This window comes from Calothrix sp. NIES-2100 (genome assembly GCF_963875285.1).
Taxonomy (GTDB): Bacteria; Cyanobacteriota; Cyanobacteriia; order Cyanobacteriales; family Nostocaceae; genus Aulosira.
The window spans coordinates 1,947,378-1,964,837 of record NZ_CAWNLA010000001.1; the positions used below are offsets into that span (position 1 = coordinate 1,947,378).

General features: G+C 43.1%; 13 protein-coding genes, 3 tRNA genes and 3 rRNA genes. 11 read left to right on the top strand and 8 right to left on the bottom strand.

The features are described 5' to 3' along the window. Positions 1-366 precede the first annotated feature (366 nt). Both AACU32_RS08315 and AACU32_RS08320 read right to left on the bottom strand, forming a co-directional pair. Positions 367-684: a muconolactone Delta-isomerase family protein gene (locus AACU32_RS08315; protein ID WP_096599149.1), complete on the bottom strand. Its 318-nt coding sequence runs from the start codon at positions 682-684 to the stop codon at positions 367-369. A gap of 88 nt (positions 685-772) precedes the next feature. Then, positions 773-1,309 (bottom strand): MgtC/SapB family protein, encoded by a 537-nt coding sequence (locus AACU32_RS08320; protein ID WP_339377655.1) that lies wholly within the window; start codon positions 1,307-1,309, stop codon positions 773-775. 470 nt (positions 1,310-1,779) lie between these two features. Between AACU32_RS08320 and AACU32_RS08325 the strand changes: the two genes are divergently transcribed. The 6 genes from AACU32_RS08325 to AACU32_RS08350 all read left to right on the top strand — a co-directional run bounded on the left by AACU32_RS08325 (position 1,780) and on the right by AACU32_RS08350 (position 5,319). Further along, positions 1,780-2,379, top strand: coding sequence for a beta-class carbonic anhydrase (locus tag AACU32_RS08325; RefSeq protein ID WP_096599150.1), 600 nt, complete (start codon positions 1,780-1,782; stop codon positions 2,377-2,379). Positions 2,380-2,803: 424 nt separating this feature from the next. After that, positions 2,804-3,016 carry a DUF7219 family protein gene (locus AACU32_RS08330; protein ID WP_096599151.1) on the top strand — a complete coding sequence of 71 codons (213 nt, stop codon included), beginning with the start codon at positions 2,804-2,806 and terminating at the stop codon, positions 3,014-3,016. Between the two features lie 111 nt (positions 3,017-3,127). Beyond that, a complete protein-coding gene (locus tag AACU32_RS08335) occupies positions 3,128-3,679 on the top strand; it encodes a 1,2-dihydroxy-3-keto-5-methylthiopentene dioxygenase (RefSeq protein WP_096599152.1) in 552 nt (183 codons plus the stop codon). Between the two features lie 35 nt (positions 3,680-3,714). Beyond that, positions 3,715-4,344, top strand: a complete 630-nt coding sequence (locus AACU32_RS08340) for an HAD-IB family phosphatase (protein WP_096599153.1) — start codon at positions 3,715-3,717, stop codon at positions 4,342-4,344. A 10-nt stretch (positions 4,345-4,354) separates the two neighbouring features. After that, the gene (mtnB, locus tag AACU32_RS08345; protein WP_096599154.1) at positions 4,355-5,002 is read left to right on the top strand and encodes a methylthioribulose 1-phosphate dehydratase; all 648 of its coding nucleotides are present in this window, start codon (positions 4,355-4,357) and stop codon (positions 5,000-5,002) included. 17 nt (positions 5,003-5,019) lie between these two features. After that, a complete protein-coding gene (locus AACU32_RS08350) occupies positions 5,020-5,319 on the top strand; it encodes a putative quinol monooxygenase (protein WP_096599155.1) in 300 nt (99 codons plus the stop codon). 155 nt (positions 5,320-5,474) lie between these two features. On the opposite strand, the gene rrf is transcribed toward AACU32_RS08350, so the two are convergent. The 5 genes from rrf to AACU32_RS08375 form a co-directional block, all read right to left on the bottom strand. Then, positions 5,475-5,592, bottom strand: a 5S ribosomal RNA gene (gene rrf, locus AACU32_RS08355). A gap of 129 nt (positions 5,593-5,721) precedes the next feature. Beyond that, a 23S ribosomal RNA gene (locus tag AACU32_RS08360) occupies positions 5,722-8,550 on the bottom strand. 265 nt (positions 8,551-8,815) lie between these two features. Further along, a tRNA-Ala gene (locus AACU32_RS08365) sits at positions 8,816-8,888 on the bottom strand. A gap of 90 nt (positions 8,889-8,978) precedes the next feature. Beyond that, a tRNA-Ile gene (locus AACU32_RS08370) sits at positions 8,979-9,052 on the bottom strand. 119 nt (positions 9,053-9,171) lie between these two features. Continuing rightward, a 16S ribosomal RNA gene (locus tag AACU32_RS08375) occupies positions 9,172-10,660 on the bottom strand. The 16S, 23S and 5S rRNA genes sit together here with 2 tRNA genes alongside, the layout of an rRNA operon. A 306-nt stretch (positions 10,661-10,966) precedes the next feature. On the opposite strand from AACU32_RS08375, the gene glyQ reads away from it, so the two are divergent. The 3 genes from glyQ to AACU32_RS08390 all read left to right on the top strand — a co-directional run bounded on the left by glyQ (position 10,967) and on the right by AACU32_RS08390 (position 15,171). Next, the gene (gene glyQ, locus AACU32_RS08380) at positions 10,967-11,845 is read left to right on the top strand and encodes a glycine--tRNA ligase subunit alpha (protein WP_096599156.1); all 879 of its coding nucleotides are present in this window, start codon (positions 10,967-10,969) and stop codon (positions 11,843-11,845) included. A gap of 355 nt (positions 11,846-12,200) precedes the next feature. Next, positions 12,201-12,680, top strand: coding sequence for a DUF4079 domain-containing protein (locus tag AACU32_RS08385; RefSeq protein WP_096599157.1), 480 nt, complete (start codon positions 12,201-12,203; stop codon positions 12,678-12,680). Between the two features lie 130 nt (positions 12,681-12,810). Beyond that, positions 12,811-15,171, top strand: coding sequence for a ComEC/Rec2 family competence protein (locus AACU32_RS08390; protein WP_096599158.1), 2,361 nt, complete (start codon positions 12,811-12,813; stop codon positions 15,169-15,171). Between the two features lie 200 nt (positions 15,172-15,371). Here the strand turns inward: AACU32_RS08390 and AACU32_RS08395 are convergent, their stop codons facing one another. Further along, a complete protein-coding gene (locus AACU32_RS08395; RefSeq protein ID WP_096599159.1) occupies positions 15,372-15,590 on the bottom strand; it encodes a hypothetical protein in 219 nt (72 codons plus the stop codon). 333 nt (positions 15,591-15,923) lie between these two features. Here AACU32_RS08395 and AACU32_RS08400 point away from each other — a divergent pair. Continuing rightward, positions 15,924-16,008 (top strand) — tRNA-Ser (locus AACU32_RS08400). A 500-nt stretch (positions 16,009-16,508) separates the two neighbouring features. Further along, positions 16,509-17,387, top strand: a complete 879-nt coding sequence (locus tag AACU32_RS08405; protein ID WP_096599160.1) for an HNH endonuclease — start codon at positions 16,509-16,511, stop codon at positions 17,385-17,387. Positions 17,388-17,460: the final 73 nt, after the last annotated feature.

The following is a 17,460-nucleotide window of genomic DNA, read 5'->3' on the forward strand; positions in this document are numbered from 1 at the left end:
AATTTAATAAAAAATTTTGAAGAACTTGTGAGGATAAATTTTATGTGCAGGTTGTGCAGCTAATAGTAATTTTCAAAAAATAGGCAGCAGATGCATTTTTCAACCTAGGGTTTCTCTAGCGATGACAAAAATTCATTATACGCACTAGTTAAAATAGTATAAAGATATACAATTAATTATTAAAAAAATTTCTCGCTCTGGAAATGTACCGTTTTGTAAATTGATCTAATGAATGTTTCCAGAAATTAAATTATTCAATTAGCAAGGGCGAAGATATTGAGCAAATTCTTTCTCTCCCTCTGCTCCCCTGCTCTTTCTCTCACTCTGCTACCCCTAGCGATAGGATATTTTTTTAGTTGGAAGTCCCTATTTCCGATCCAAACGCGCTTTCAGATCAGCTGCAAAGTCTTCATATCTTCTGAGGGGAGTTACCTCCACTTGAATACGCTGGCCATTTTTCTGCATAATGGGTAAATCCAACATAATTTGATCCAGCAAATCAGGAGTTGGAACATCAACAATAGCAATTACCCGTCTGACACCAACACATTTCCATAAGTCTACAACTATCCCTGCTGCTTTTGCTTTGGCAGCAGCTTCAGCTTCTTCTGACCAAATAGCAAAAAGTTCTGTCTGAGATAGATCGTCAGGGTACTCTACATGAAAATCTATGTGATATAGCATAAGTAACTTTCCTGTCCAACAAGTAGATATACTACCTCAGTATGAGTAGATCTAGCTCGTTCCGTTATTTGTTAATGACGATTTGATATTAATCATCATCATCATCATCCGTAGAGTTAATTAATTCCTCAGTATTTGCTTTTTTATTGTGACCTTTGTGGCTGAAAAATGAGCGATTCAGCCGTTTCACCCCACTCAGGGTGATCAGCGTTAGTACTCCTCCTAATAATCCCATTTGCCACAAACCACAACCGATCGCAGCTCCCAATCCCGCCGCAGTCCAAACACAGGCGGCTGTAGTTAAGCCACGTACTTTCGGAACAGCAGATTTCCTCGGCGACTCTTGGAGAATCAATCCCGCACCCAGAAATCCTACACCAGTAGCTACACCCTGAATTGTGCGACTCAACGCATTCGTCGCCGCATAAGGACTATCACCCTCAGCTTGCAAAGGTATCATCACAAATAAAGACGCTCCCATACTCACCAACATGAATGTTCTCATCCCTGCTGGTCTACCTCCTTGCTGACGATTCAATCCAATCGTGCAGCCTACTATCAAGGCCAGAGTCAGTCTGAATGCTATTTGTAGCCAATCATTAGCATTAATTAACATCGGCCCCATTGCCATATTGCTCCTAGCGATAGAACTGAATTTTGCCCCTATTCTCAGTAGGCTGGAGGCTACTTACAGTTTCGATACAAATGTAGAAGTATAACAAGTTAAAGCTAATTTAACAAAAGGTTATCAATAAGTAAATTAGTATACACAAAATCGCCATGAGGCTCGTCCTCTTCCCGACAGAAATTTTCTGTTTGTATCAGAAAACCCCCTTGCTAGACTCATAAGAATATGCGATATCTGTAATCTAAACTAAAATACACTATATTTATCGTCTTGCCGTAGTTTATTTAACTATAAGACTTATGCAGTTATTATCGTTCATTCCTTCCCACAACGATGGATGCTATTTTGGCAAAGCTATGGCAGAGGAACAGTGTTGCACAGACGGTAATAGCATTCATTGAACAAAGCAAAAGTTAACAGGGAAGAACTGCGTCTATATCCTAGAAAAACCTGGGAGATTATCAGCAATGTTGCACCAACAAATTGACCAAAAATTATCAGAAAAAAAAGCATGGGCATTGCGACGGCAGTTAGGTATACCCAATAATAAACGTTTGTGGGTATTAGCTTGCATGGATGAACGGTTACCTGTGGAAAAAGCCTTAGGAATTAATGAAGGGGATGCTCATATTTTCCGGAATGCAGGAGGTTTGGTGACAGATGATGCAATTCGTTCAGCAATGTTAACTACCCAGTTTTTTGGCACCAAAGAAATTATCGTTCTTAATCATACTGAGTGTGGGATGATGACTGCCTCAGGCGACTTTTTGAGCGAAGTATTACACCAAAAAGGAATTGATGTGGATCGAGTAAATATTGATCCGTCCCTACCAGAGTTGCAGCTACCAAAAGGCTTTTTTTCTAAGTGGATTAAAACCTTTACCGATGTAGATGCAATCTGTGTCAAGCAAGTAGAATTGTTGCGTAATTCTCCCTTGATTCCTGAAGATGTGGTGATTAATGGCTATATCTGGCAAGTAGAAAGTATGAGTTTGCGCCGTCCCTATGAACGTTTGAGCCAAAAAGTGAATACATCTGAGGAAATGGAAAGACACACAACAAACTGAATCAATTGTAGAAGTAGGAAGTCTAACTGAATGACTCATATTCTGGCGATCGCAAACTTTGTCCACAGAAAGACTATATATTGACTTGATTAGATAACAATTAGTAATGAAGTTTATACCTCCGTTTGTGTGTAGCAGATGGGTAATTATATCCATCTACTACCTTTCTCAAAAATTGAACGTAGCTATCATGAATTTAGTCAGCTATTCAAGGCTAAACTAGATTTAAACTGAAAAAAACTATGATATTAAGATTTTTTTGATAAATCAGGAAAAATTCTCCTAACCTCTGCCTGTAGTAGATGAGTATGTTTGACTATCTACTACTTTTCTTGAAAAAATGACAAATCATTAATGATTTTAGGAAATAGTTGTATTAGCTAACTAAAATAATTTCTATTTTTGTCGTGTAAAGGCGAATACTATGAAACAGGAATTTGAGTTTCTATCCGAATTATGCGATTTTTTATATCCCCCTAATTCTTATTATGGACAGTTTCAGCCAGAGTATGTAGTTTTTCATGCTAATCTCCAAGAATTTCAAGAGCGAGTAAGTTATATTTGCGATCTGCAAACAGGTGATAAAATTTGTCCAGAAGCCGCTGACAAACAAATTCACGTACTCTGGAAACAATAGAAACGTGCTAAAAAACAATTACATGGGGAGCTAGCTGAAAAATAGCAACGCTGAGACTAGAGATGGGGGATTTTGATGAGAATTAGGCGCGATCGCGTTTGAGGAGCATGTATGGCAATTCTAAAACTAGAAAATGGCACTCTATACCAGGATTTACCAGAGATTACGCGAGAATTGGCATCTTTGAATATTCAACTCAATCAGTGGAATGTGGGAAGCGATCGCCAATTGTACCCGTTATTAGCACAAGAAAGCCTCAACGAAGATGAAAAAGAACAAGTATTGCAAGCTTTAGATGGCTATTTTGAGCAATTGCAACAAACAGCAGGCTATCAGTCACGGGATCTGATCGTACTCCATCCAGGAATTCCCAACCTAGATGAGTTGCTAGCAAAGTTTGCACAGATCCACACCCATGCTGATGATGAAGTTCGCTACATCATCGATGGAGAAGCAGTTTTTGGCTTTGTACGTCCCGATGGTAGCCAAGTAGAACTCACAGTGCAACCACAAGAGTACATCAACGTTCCAGCCAACACTGAACATTGGTTTCATCTCACTCCAGCCAAGCGAGTTAAAGCAGTGCGCTATTTTATTAGTACGGAAGGCTGGGTTCCTCAGTATACAGCTAGGGAAATTCGCATTCCGCAAGCTGTAGGCTAAAACAGTTGAAACAATCTAGACTGGGAGGATGAGACTTGAGGCGAATTGTCTTTTGCGACTTTGACGGTACGATCACAGTTGAAGAAACCTTTGTAGCGGTGCTAAAAAAGTTTGCACCAGAACTATCAGCAAAATTACTTCCCGAAATGTATGCACGAAGGCTGACACTGCGACAGGGAGTCAGACAAATTCTTGAATCAATTCCTTCTTCACGCTACACCGAAATTTTGGAATTTACTCAAACCCAACCAATCCGCCCAGGATTTGTAGAACTGCTAGATTTTCTAGAGTTTCAGGGAGTACCATTAGTGGTGGTTTCTGGCGGGTTGCAAGGAATGGTGGAAACTGTTCTCGATAGGTTAGTGGAACGGGTTCATGCGATCCATGCTGTAGATGTAGAGACTAATGGTTCTCACTTAAAAGTCCTCTCCCAATATGAGGGAGGTACAGAATTAATTGCGAAAGTAGAAGTAATGTCCCAATATCCGGCGTATCAGAAAATTGCGATCGGTGACTCCCTGACTGATTTAAATATGGCACTTCAAGCTTCTGTTATCTTTGCGCGCGATCGTTTAGCCGAGTATTTAGATGAGCAGAAAAAACCCTACATTCGCTGGGATAACTTCTCGCAAATCCGCGACTATCTAGCGAATTTGTGGAAATGAATCATATTCTATGACAAACCCAATTCTCACCGATTATCGCCTTCGCTTTGAACTCATCAACACCGCCCGCAGCTTTTACCAAAAGGGTTGGATGGTGGGAACAGCAGGAAATCTTTCCATCCGTCGAGAAGATGGTAGCTTTTGGATTACAGCTAGTGGTTGCTCTAAAGGAGAATTATTACTTAGTGATTGTGTGCGCATTGATCCAAATGGCAAAGTACAAGAATCATCAACTGACTTAAAACCTTCCGCTGAAACTGCTATTCACCAGATACTTTATACCCTCTTCCCAGAAGCACAAGCCTGTTACCACATACACACAATTGAGTCCAATTTAGTTTCACAGTTTGTACCAGAAGATCATCTCCCCTTACCACCTTTAGAAATGCTCAAAGGCTTAGGGGTTTATGAAGAGAAACCTAGTTGTGTAATTCCCATCTTTGCTAATCATTTACAAGTTTCCCGCATAGCAGCTGAAATTCAACAGCGCTTGACAACTACTCCGCCACAAATACCAGCCCTCCTCATCCGCGATCATGGTGTCACAGTTTGGGCATCTTGCACCACAGCAGCCCGTAATTATATTGAGATAGTACAATATATATTCCGCTATATGGTTGCTGCCCGTAATATAGGGATTTGGAAGGGGGACAAATGACAAATGACAAATGACAAATGACTAACCAAACTATTCGCGTTGTTGCCCGTGTTATTGCTTTACCTGACAAAGTAGAAGCACTCAAAGCAGTTCTGTTGGAATTAATTGAGCCAACCCGACAGGAAACAGGTGCTATCACCTATGAACTTTTGCAAAATCAGCACGATCCGACTGATTTTACTTTTGTCGAAGAATGGACATCTAATGAAGCTTTGAATATTCATCTAGACTCACCCCATCTCCAAGAAGCAGCGGTGAAATTAGAAGGTTTAGTGGCGACTGCACCGGACATTCGCCGCTATTATCTTATAGCTTAGTTCACATCCTTTGATTGCGATTCATTGCGATCGCCTGGGTATAAAAGCTCAAACTCATCTTATACAAAGAGTAGGACTAGATATCATAGATATCAACAAAAATCCTGTTTCACCTCATCAATGAAACAGGATTCTTGTGTTTATGAAAATATTAAACCTGGCATCGAGCTATTGTGGCAGGAGGCTACCCTCAAACTATCGTCGCCGCAGCAGCGTTTCACCTCTGAGTTCGGGATGGGGTCAGTGTGGTTCCACCGCGCAATAGACACCAGGAAAACCTGTCGATTTTGGATTTTGGATTTGAGATTTTAGATTGGATATATCAATCCAAAATCTAAAATTTAAAATCTAAAATTCACAAAACCCTGAAGACTGCAAGTAACGCGATTGCCAAAGATTGTTGAGGTCAAGCCCTCGGTCTGTTAGTACTCCTTTGCTTCATACATTGCTGCACTTCCACATAGAGCCTATCAACCTGTAATCTACAGGTGACCTTACCTACATTCGTAGTGAGAGCACTCATCTTGAGGTGGGCTTCCCACTTAGATGCTTTCAGCGGTTATCCGCTCCGCACTTGGCTACCCAGCGTTTACTGCGGGTACAATAACTGGTACACCAGCGGTGCGTTCCTCCCGGTCCTCTCGTACTAAGGAGGACTCCTCTCAATGCTCTTACGCCTGCACCGGATATGGACCGAACTGTCTCACGACGTTCTGAACCCAGCTCACGTACCGCTTTAATGGGCGAACAGCCCAACCCTTGGGACGTACTTCCGCCCCAGGTTGCGATGAGCCGACATCGAGGTGCCAAACCTCCCCGTCGATGTGGACTCTTGGGGGAGATCAGCCTGTTATCCCTAGAGTAACTTTTATCCGTTGAGCGACGGCCATTCCACTCTGCGCCGTCGGATCACTAAGGCCTACTTTCGTACCTGCTCCACTTGTAGGTGTCGCAGTCAAGCTCCCTTTATGCCTTTACACTCGCCGCACGGTTTCCAAGCGTGCTGAGGGAACCTTTGCGCGCCTCCGTTACCTTTTAGGAGGCGACCGCCCCAGTCAAACTGCCCACCTGAAACTGTTCCTCTACCGGGTAACGGTAGTAGGTTAGAATTCTAGCTTCGCCAGAGTGGTATCTCACCGTTGGCTCCCTTCTCCCCACAAGGAGAAGTTCAACGCCTCCCACCTATCCTGCGCAAGCGAAGCCCGAACACAATTCCAGGCTACAGTAAAGCTTCATAGGGTCTTTCTGTCCAGGTGCAGGCAGTCCGTATCTTCACAGACATTCCTATTTCGCCGAGTCTCTCTCTGAGACACCATCCAGATCGTTACGCCTTTCGTGCGGGTCGGAACTTACCCGACAAGGAATTTCGCTACCTTAGGACCGTTATAGTTACGGCCGCCGTTCACCGGGGCTTCGGTCGTCAGCTTCATGTTGCCACTGACCAACTTCCTTAACCTTCCGGCACTGGGCAGGCGTCAGCCCCCATACCTCCTCTTACGAGTTCGCGGAGACCTGTGTTTTTGGTAAACAGTCGCCTGGATCTCTTCACTGCGACCCACTTCATCAGTGGGCACCCCTTCTTCCGAAGTTACGGGGCCATTTTGCCGAGTTCCTTAGAGAGAGTTATCTCGCGCCCCTTGGTATTCTCAACCTCCCTACCTGTGTCGGTTTCGGGTACGGGTAACATATGTTCATCACATCTCCAGCTTTTCTTGGCACTATCATTGACTACGCGGAGTTCGTAAACCCCTCCCAAACCAATCAGGGTGTAGTTATCTTTCATGCGTCCCTGGCTATGCTCCCATATCTTAGTCCGGGATTAGTAACCCGGTGTCCATCGACTACGCTTTTCAGCCTCGCCTTAGGTCCCGACTAACCCAGAGTGGACGAACCTGGCTCTGGAACCCTTAGGGTTTCGGGGTGTATGATTCTCACATACATTTGCGCTACTCAAGCCGACATTCTCACTTCCGTTTCGTCCACAGCTGCTTGCCGCTACTGCTTCTACCTACGACGGAACGCTCCCCTACCGATTTATCGTTAGACAAATCCCACAGCTTCGGTACATCGCTTAGCCCCGTTCATTTTCGGCGCGAGAGCGCTTGACTAGTGAGCTATTACGCACTCTTTCAAGGGTGGCTGCTTCTAGGCAAACCTCCTAGTTGTCTGTGCACTCTCACCTCCTTTATCACTTAGCGATGATTTGGGGACCTTAGCTGGTGGTCTGGGCTGTTTCCCTCTTGACAATGAAGCTTATCCCCCACTGTCTCACTGGCAATGTGTGCTCTGGGTATTCTGAGTTTGTCTCGATTTGGTACCGGTCTCCCAGCCCGCACCGAAACAGTGCTTTACCCCCCAGATGTAATCATTACCGCTGCGCCTAAACACATTTCGGGGAGAACCAGCTAGCTCCTGGTTCGATTGGCATTTCACCCCTAACCACACCTCATCCGCCGATTTTTCAACATCGGTCGGTTCGGACCTCCACTTGGTGTTACCCAAGCTTCATCCTGGACATGGTTAGATCACCAGGGTTCGGGTCTATAAACACTGATTTTTCGCCCTCTTCAGACTCGGTTTCCCTTTGGCTCCAGCATTCTCGCTTTAACCTACCAGTGCCTATAAGTCGCCGGCTCATTCTTCAACAGGCACGCGGTCATCCGTTTAATCGGACTCCCACTGCTTGTAGGCTGACGGTTTCATGTTCTATTTCACTCCCCTTCCGGGGTTCTTTTCACCTTTCCCTCGCGGTACTTGTTCACTATCGGTCACACAGTAGTATTTAGCCTTACGAGATGGTCCTCGCTGATTCACATGGGATTCCTCGTGCCCCATGCTACTCGGGATGAAGCTACTATCCTTAAGTTTTCGACTACAGGACTTTCACCTTCTTTGGTGCAGTATTTAGCTGCTTCGTCTAACCGCTAGATTCGTTATTGCTTTCCCACAACCCCAAAAGGTAAACCCTTTGGTTTAGGCTTTTCCCCTTTCGCTCACCACTACACAGGGAATCTCTTTTGATTTCTCTTCCTCCAGCTACTAAGATGTTTCAATTCGCTGGGTTGGCTCTTTCCTGCCTATATATTCAGCAGGTAGTATTTAGGGTTGCCCCATTCGGACATCTCCGGATCAATGTCTGCTTCCAACTCCCCGGAGCATTTCGTCGGTAACCACGTCCTTCTTCGCCTCTGTGTGCCTAGGTATCCACCATCAGCCCTTATTAGCTTGACCACAATTCATTTGGTCTTCACCACTGCAAACACATTTCATTCATTAAATGTCTGTGTCTGCCTGCTTTTTTCGCGTTACTATGCAGTTTTCAAGGTTCTGGCTGGTTTTCACCCAGCAGTTTGACTTTGAGATTTGTCAATTGCTGAATTTAACCACAATCTTTGATTGTATCATACTGTCTTTGTCATCACAACCATTATACCGTTTTCAGCTTTTGACTGCCATCGATATAACTTTGGCGATTTTCACAAGGAAGTACTTGATGTGGAGGTTAGCGGACTCGAACCGCTGACATCCTGCTTGCAAAGCAGGCGCTCTACCAACTGAGCTAAACCCCCTAACACAATTCAAAATTCAAAATTCAAAATTCAAAAATAATTTATTTCTTACTTTTGACTTTTGACTTTTAACTTTTGACTTGCTTCAGGTGGGCCATCCTGGACTCGAACCAGGGACCTCACCCTTATCAGGGGTGCGCTCTAACCACCTGAGCTAATAGCCCATAATTGAACCTCATCATAGTTTGAAAGCCTCAACAATTCCTGCGACCGACCTAGAGTAGACCATCTCATTATCTATTTGCTGTTTGCTTTCAATATTTGAGTTGGGTAGGTCTCCCTAAAAGGAGGTGATCCAGCCACACCTTCCGGTACGGCTACCTTGTTACGACTTCACCCCAGTCACCAGCACTGCCTTAGGCATCCTCCCCCACGAATGGTTGGAGTAATGACTTCGGGCGTTGCCAGCTTCCATGGTGTGACGGGCGGTGTGTACAAGGCCCGGGAACGAATTCACTGCAGTATGCTGACCTGCAATTACTAGCGATTCCGACTTCACGGAGCTGAGTTGCAAGCTCCGATCTGAACTGAGCTACGGTTTGTGAGATTTGCTTGCTATCGCTAGCTTGCTGCCCTTTGTCCGTAGCATTGTAGTACGTGTGTAGCCCAAGACGTAAGGGGCATGCTGACTTGACGTCATCCCCACCTTCCTCCGGTTTGTCACCGGCAGTCTCTCTAGAGTGCCCAACTTAATGCTGGCAACTAAAAACGAGGGTTGCGCTCGTTGCGGGACTTAACCCAACATCTCACGACACGAGCTGACGACAGCCATGCACCACCTGTGTTCGCGCTCCCGAAGGCACTCCTCCCTTTCAAGAGGATTCGCGACATGTCAAGTCTTGGTAAGGTTCTTCGCGTTGCATCGAATTAAACCACATACTCCACCGCTTGTGCGGGCCCCCGTCAATTCCTTTGAGTTTCACCGTTGCCGGCGTACTCCCCAGGCGGGATACTTAACGCGTTAGCTCCGGCACGGCTCGGGTCGATACAAGCCACGCCTAGTATCCATCGTTTACGGCTAGGACTACTGGGGTATCTAATCCCATTCGCTCCCCTAGCTTTCGTCCCTCAGTGTCAGTTGCGGCCTAGCAGAGCGCTTTCGCCACCGGTGTTCTTCCTGATCTCTACGCATTTCACCGCTACACCAGGAATTCCCTCTGCCCCGAACGCACTCTAGCCATGTAGTTTCCACTGCTTTTACAAGGTTGAGCCTTGCTCTTTAACAGCAGACTTACATAGCCACCTGCGGACGCTTTACGCCCAATCATTCCGGATAACGCTTGCATCCTCCGTATTACCGCGGCTGCTGGCACGGAGTTAGCCGATGCTGATTCCTCAAGTACCGTCATTTTTTTCTTCCTTGAGAAAAGAGGTTTACAACCCAAGAGCCTTCCTCCCTCACGCGGTATTGCTCCGTCAGGCTTTCGCCCATTGCGGAAAATTCCCCACTGCTGCCTCCCGTAGGAGTCTGGGCCGTGTCTCAGTCCCAGTGTGGCTGATCATCCTCTCAGACCAGCTACTGATCGTCGCCTAGGTGCGCTCTTACCACACCTACTAGCTAATCAGACGCGAGCTCATCTTCAGGCAGCAAGCCTTTTACCTTTCGGCACATCCGGTATTAGCCACCGTTTCCAGTGGTTGTCCCCGACCTGAAGCTAGATTCTCACGCGTTACTCACCCGTCCGCCACTATCTCCGAAGAGACCGTTCGACTTGCATGTGTTAAGCATACCGCCAGCGTTCATCCTGAGCCAGGATCAAACTCTCCATTTTGTTGAAGTTTGTTTTAGCTCTTTTGACTGTTTTTACACCTCAGTCCGGTGATTTTCTTTACTGACGCAAGAAACTTGTTGTATACTGGCTTTCAAACTATAATATTTTCAAGGTTCGGTGTCCCTGTCGGCGTCGCTTTTTCGCTTCGCTCTCAGGCACTTATCCAATATATCGAGCCCATCTTCGTTTGTCAACTAGTTTGGCAAAAAAAATTTTCGGCTTTGTTTTGGCGTCCCAAAACTCCTCACAGTGCTGGGTTTAGGTCACAATGGTTGATGCACTGTGCTGACGAAGGAAAGGTAGAGCGTGAATTTTCAGTCGGTAATAGCTTCATTGCATGAATTTTGGGGCGATCGCGGTTGCTTGATTGCTCAACCCTATGACATTGAAAAAGGAGCAGGTACTAAGAACCCCCATACTTTTTTAAGAGCATTGGGGCCGGAACCTTGGGCGGTTGCTTATGTGGAACCTTGCCGTCGTCCTACAGATGGACGCTATGGGGAAAATCCCAATCGCTTTCAATACTATTATCAGTACCAAGTTCTGATTAAACCTTCACCAGATAATATCCAAGAGATTTATCTAGATTCTTTGAGGGCGTTAGGTATTCGCCCGGAAGACCACGATATTCGGTTTGTGGAAGATAACTGGGAAGATGCGACTGTCGGAGCCTGGGGTACTGGTTGGGAAGTGTGGTTAGATGGAATGGAAATTACTCAATTTACCTACTTCCAACAGTGTGGGGGAATTGACTGCCGTCCTGTATCGATTGAGATTACCTATGGATTGGAGCGATTGGCAATGTACCTCCAGCAGGTGGAAGCCATCACGAAGATCCAGTGGACAGACAATATTACTTATGGTGATGTGTTTCTCCAAGCAGAAATTGAACAGTGTACTTATAACTTTGAAGCGTCGAATCCAGAAATGTTGTTGACACTGTTTAATTTGTATGAGCAGGAAGCTACGCAATTGACAGAGCGAGGATTGGTTTTACCTGGCTTAGACTATGTAATTAAGTGTTCGCATACTTTTAATTTGCTGGATGCAAGGGGCGTAATTTCAGTCACTGAGCGGACTCGCTACATTGCCAGAATTCGTCATTTGGCAAGGAAGGTGGCTACTTTATATGTTGAGCAAAGGGAGAAGTTGGGTTTTCCGTTGCTGAAAAATGCTGTTGGTTAAAGGGTTAGAGCTGATGCAAACATTGCTTTTATGCTGAATTTATTGAACTGCCAAGATGCCTTCGCGTTAGCGTCTCGTTGGCGAAGCCTCTCGAAGAGAAGAGAAGAACGCTAAGAATCCATAGAGTCCGCGTCAATCCTAACAATAGAGACTGACAGATTAGGATAAATATAATACCAATTCAATCAATGATTGTGCGTCATGGATGGTTGTAAAGGCCGGGGTTTCCCCGGCCCTACAAATGCATCTGTCGCATTTTTTAAATTGGTATAACTTGATGAGATTTCTCTAACCTCCTTTTTTTGAGGGAGGTTCGGTATTATTTTATAGAGCAAATAGTGATGGTGTGTGAGAAATGGTGAATTGGCGTGAGTTGTTAGAACCAATCGCTGCTTGGTTCCGTTCTCTTGGACTCCCGGAAGCAATTACCCATTGGGGACATCCGTTGATGATGGCGATTGTTGTATTTGTGATGGGTAGTTTTGTAGCACTGGCTGGTTGGCGGGGAAGACTTGTTGAGGATAAAGATGCTGCTATTAAAAGTCGCAGTGACCATCGTAAACTAGCACCTTGGTTATTTTTCTTTCTGGCGGCAGGTTATACAGGTGGGGTGCTGTCTTTGGTGATGCAGCGTCAACCAATTTTAGAAAGTCCCCATTTTTTGACAGGTTCTATTGTGCTGTTACTGTTAGTTGTTAATGGTGCGATTTCTTTGAGTGGATTTGCTGGTAATAAAGCGATATTACGTACTATTCATGCTTATTTAGGTAGTACAGCCATTTCTATTTTGTTTCTCCATGCTTTACTGGGGTTTAAATTGGCCACATCTTTTTGATACAGTTATGGCAAAAAGTTCTAAAAATAAAGCCAGTGACTCCTGAGACTTGAAGTCACTGCTTCTACAAACAAAGCCCGCAGATGCGGGTTTCATTTTATAGTCAGAAAATATTTGTATAAAAAGTCTTATGATTCAGGCTGGCGGTGTAATTATCTGTGTTGGATATATTCTAGGGCTGCTATTTACAGCTGTGCCTTGGGGTGGTGTGTGGATTTTGATTTTAGGAATATTGGGTGCAGTTCTGTTAAGAAGACGTTACCCCAACTCACTGAAAGTTACTCCAAAATCAGAAAATGCTGGGATGAAAACCAAGCTCACATCCAGTGCTGGGCTGAATACTCCCCATCCTAGAATATGGCTAGCTGCTGGTTTGGTGGGCTTGCTTGCTACTTTCTATTTTCAATGGCGAGTACCAGAACCAGCAGCAAAAGACATTAGTAAGTTTGTTCCACCTGGAAATAATAGTAATCAAGAACAACTGGTAATTGTTCGTGGTGCAGTCGCAAGTACACCCCGTTTGACTCGCAGTCAGCGAGGACAATTTTGGTTAGAAGCGACTCAGCTAGATGAAGTCAAAAAGGATGATGGGCCAGCAGGAGTAAGTAAGGGAGTAACGGGTAAATTATATGTAACAGTCCCGATACTGCGGGCTACTGGTTTATACCCTGGTCAACAAATTGCGGTAACGGGGGTTTTGTATAAGCCAAAAGCAGCATCAAACCCTGGTGCTTTTGATTTTCAGAAGTTTTTGAAACAAGAGGGGACATTTGCGGGTTTGACAGGGAGACAGATAAATATTTTAGATGAGGAGCAGCGTAAATGGGGGTGGTGGCAAGTTAGGGAGCGAATTGTGCGATCGCAAGTTCGTGGTTTAGGTATCCCTGAAGGGCCACTTGTGAGTGCGATGGTTTTAGGCAGCAAAGCTGTTGATTTACCTTACGATATCCGCGATCTATTTGTCCAGGCAGGATTGGCTCATGCTTTAGCGGCTTCGGGATTTCAGACTTCGCTGATTTTGGGAGTGATATTACAACTGACAAGGCGTGCAAACAAAGGAACCCAATTTATTCTCGGTTTTTTGGGGTTAATTATTTTCCTGAGTTTAACTGGTTTTCAGCCTGCGGTGTTAAGAGCGGTAATTATGGGTTTTGCTGCATTGGTGGGACTGGCTTTAAAAAGGAAGGTCAAACAATTAGGCTCACTGGTACTGGCGGCGACTTTATTATTGTTATTTAATCCTTTATGGATATGGGATTTAGGTTTTCAACTGAGTTTTTTAGCGACGCTGGGATTAATTGTGACTGTACCACCAATCGTGCAACGCTTGGGGTGGTTACCACCGGCGATCGCTTCTTTGATTGCTGTTCCCTTAGCGGCGACGATTTGGACTTTACCTTTGCAACTGTTTGTGTTTGGGGTGGTGCCATCTTACAGTTTATTACTAAATATTGTTAGCACTCCCTTAATTTCTGTTCTGAGTATAGGTGGAATTATCAGTGCCCTAGCTGCATTAGCTTGGCCAGCAGGCGGCAGTTTTTTGGCTGGATTTTTGCACTACCCCAGTGATTGGCTAATCAAGTTAGTAGAATTTTTTAGCAAGTTACCTGGAAACTCGTTAGCTGTTGGCAGTATTTCGCCTTGGCAGATGCTAGCTCTTTATACGATTATTTTATTAGTTGTATGGGTGCGTTGGTGGCGGCAACGCTGGTGGTTTGCGAGTTTTATTGCCTTAGGTTTGGTACTTATCCCAGTTTGGCATTCTGCTAACAGTTTATTTAGGATCACTGTACTTGCAGCAGGTGGAGAACCGGTTGTGGTAATTCAAGACCGAGGAACTGTCACTGTGATTAATAGTGGAGATGAAGGTACAGGACGCTTTACAATTTTACCGTTTTTACAACAGCAAGGTGTCAATCAAATTGATTGGGCGATCGCTACTGATTTCCAAGATCATGAAAGTAGTGGTTGGTTGGAAGTATTGCAACGATTACCCATCAAAAGCTTTTTTACTTATCCACCCAAGCCAGAAGATGTGATTGAAACTCAGGTAATTCAACAGGAAATCCAAAAGCGTCAAGGGATTTTTCAACCTTTGAATGTTGGTCAAGCAATCACTGCTGGCCCGGTGGTGGCGCAGTTAATCAATGACCAATTGCCAATTTTACAATTGCAAGTTCAAGGGCAAAATTGGTTACTAGTAGGTAATCTGAAATCTAAGGAGATACAACAGCTAGTCAAAGCGTCCGGTTTGACACGCCCACAAGTGCTATGGTGTGTGCCTGAGTCTTTGAAAGATTTGGTTTTAGCATTACAACCACAAATTGCGATCGCATCTTCTGCTGATCTGGAACCAAAAGTTTTGTCTGAACTTAGCCAAAGTCAGACAAAACTGTTCTTTACAGGACGGGATGGCGCGATCCAATGGACTCCGAATACGGATTTTGAAGCCTTTATCCAAGCCACAGAAAGTAAATCTTCGGTTTTGTAAAGCCATTGATGTTGGCTTGAGGCGATCGCATTACACATTTCTGTAAATAAGAAAAAACCCTACTTGTATGATGTTACTTGTAGGGGCGCAAAGCAAATTTTACAGTTAGTGATTAGTTGCAGTTTCGGCGATTTTCATTGATAATCTATCTGGCTAGAGGTATACTTCTAAAGTATTAGTACCAGCATAGCTACGTTTTTTTACTTATATGCCGAAGTGCGATCGCGCTCATCAACTTTCGATTGCACCTTTGGATTCCCTTGAATACTATTTTGCTCTTCTGGATCTACGGCACTGCTGGTTAATGTAAGTAAAAAAAGTAACATTGGTATAACTAGTAAAGCTATTGGTATGGGAATAATCAGTGAAATTAGCCACCAAGCTAAACTTGACGCAAGAGCAAGCAAAAGATAAATCATTGTTTTGCGTTAACTCATAAGCTGCTATGGTATCTCAGCGCGTAAAAATTGACTTGAGTAAATATCACCAATTTTTTTCTCTGCTCAATATTACGCATACTAACTACATAGTTGGCAAGAGCGAAGTGAATAAATGCTACAAATAAATTACCAAGTATTAAGAATTTAAAAGAATACTTGCGCAATTGAGAAGAAATTAGCAAAATGCACCTTGCTAAGAGCGATCGCTTTGTTGATTATGATGTTATAATTGCTGAGGATATGCCTTTGCATTTCCCATAATTCACAGGTTGTAGATAGAGTAAAGATGCTCTAATCTGTCAATCAATAGCTGGAGAGGTGTCCGAGTGGTTGATGGTGACGCACTCGAAATGCGTTTTGGGGAAACCCAACGGGGGTTCGAATCCCCCCCTCTCCGTTTTTATTATTATCTATATATTAAGGGTTTTAGGGCTTTATTCTATTGAAGCCCTTTTTTGATTGGTTGAAGTTGTTTAAATAATTACAGTCATGAATATTGCTCAAGGATAAGAAACCGCGCCCCTACATATTTATCTATCGTATTTTTTTGCCAATGGGTATTATTAAACTTTTACGCATTAATAAGTTTTGTGAAAAAATTTTATTTTACTCAATTTATCTAAATAAATTTTACCTATCTACCAATAACTTAGCTCTATGGGTAGCTAATAGATTCTCTTAGTCATATCTTTGAGGCTGTTCTATTATTCTATTTTTAATAATAAAAAGTTATTTCATAATCCTCACAGACCATCTTGGCAGAATTAATTTTCTGTGTTATCACAGATTAAATTAACTTCTTGTGAAAGAAATAATACTAGTTATTAATAATTATAGAAAAAGTCATGTAAATAATTACATTATTTCAATTTATTGGATATTAATAAATAATAAAAGATGAAAATCATGCATATTAACGGTCAAGATGTAAACCAAGTTTTATATATTAATCTAGGTACACATAATAAATGGCGTCATAATTGTATTTACAATGATAATACTATCCGCCTAAGCTATGTAGAAGTAGATCATCAACTTTGTCTTGCAGCTAAATGGACTGAAGTTGAAGAACAGTTAAAAATTTTCCGAAATGGGAATAAAAGAGTTATTACAAGTGATAAAAATCAAATCCAGAAGTTCTACCAATGTGGTGAAGACACTTTATGGATAACTTTTTTTATGCAAAAATTATGGTGGTGTTTTGCAAAAAAGGAAGTCACTCAACGAACTGATGACACAACAAAAGAGCGTGCTGTTATAGGGAAATGGAGTTGTGATAATCTTGTAGGTGAGCCTCTAGAGTTGAAATATTTCAATCAAGAAATACAAGAATTTCGCTGTCAGCAGACAATTTGTGAATTGAAGAAGTTCAAGCCAAATATTGTAGCTGCAATTAATACCGTACAATCTCCCAAAATAAAAGATGATTTTTTAGAAGATTTTCCTGAATTAAAGAATGAGAAGCAGGAAATTGTCATCCAAAGAATCAAAAGGTTTCAAGATATTGTAGTGCAAACAAAAAATAAATACAATAATTGCTGTCAATTTGAAAATTGTGGCTTCACTTTCAAAAAGCATGATGGCAGTTTATACTCGGAGGCACATCATTTACTTCCTTTATCTAAAGAAGGTTCACAGGCAGTGGATAATATTGTCATTTTATGCCCAAATCATCATCGGATGCTACATTATGCTGATGTCAGAATCGAAGATTTTGAAAACAACAGACGCACTGTTAAAATTAATGGAGAAAGTTGCTATTTAATTTATAAATAATAATGTTTAGATAATTTATAGTAGAATTTACGCACTATCAACAATTAAAGGTGCGTTAGCCTACGGCATAACA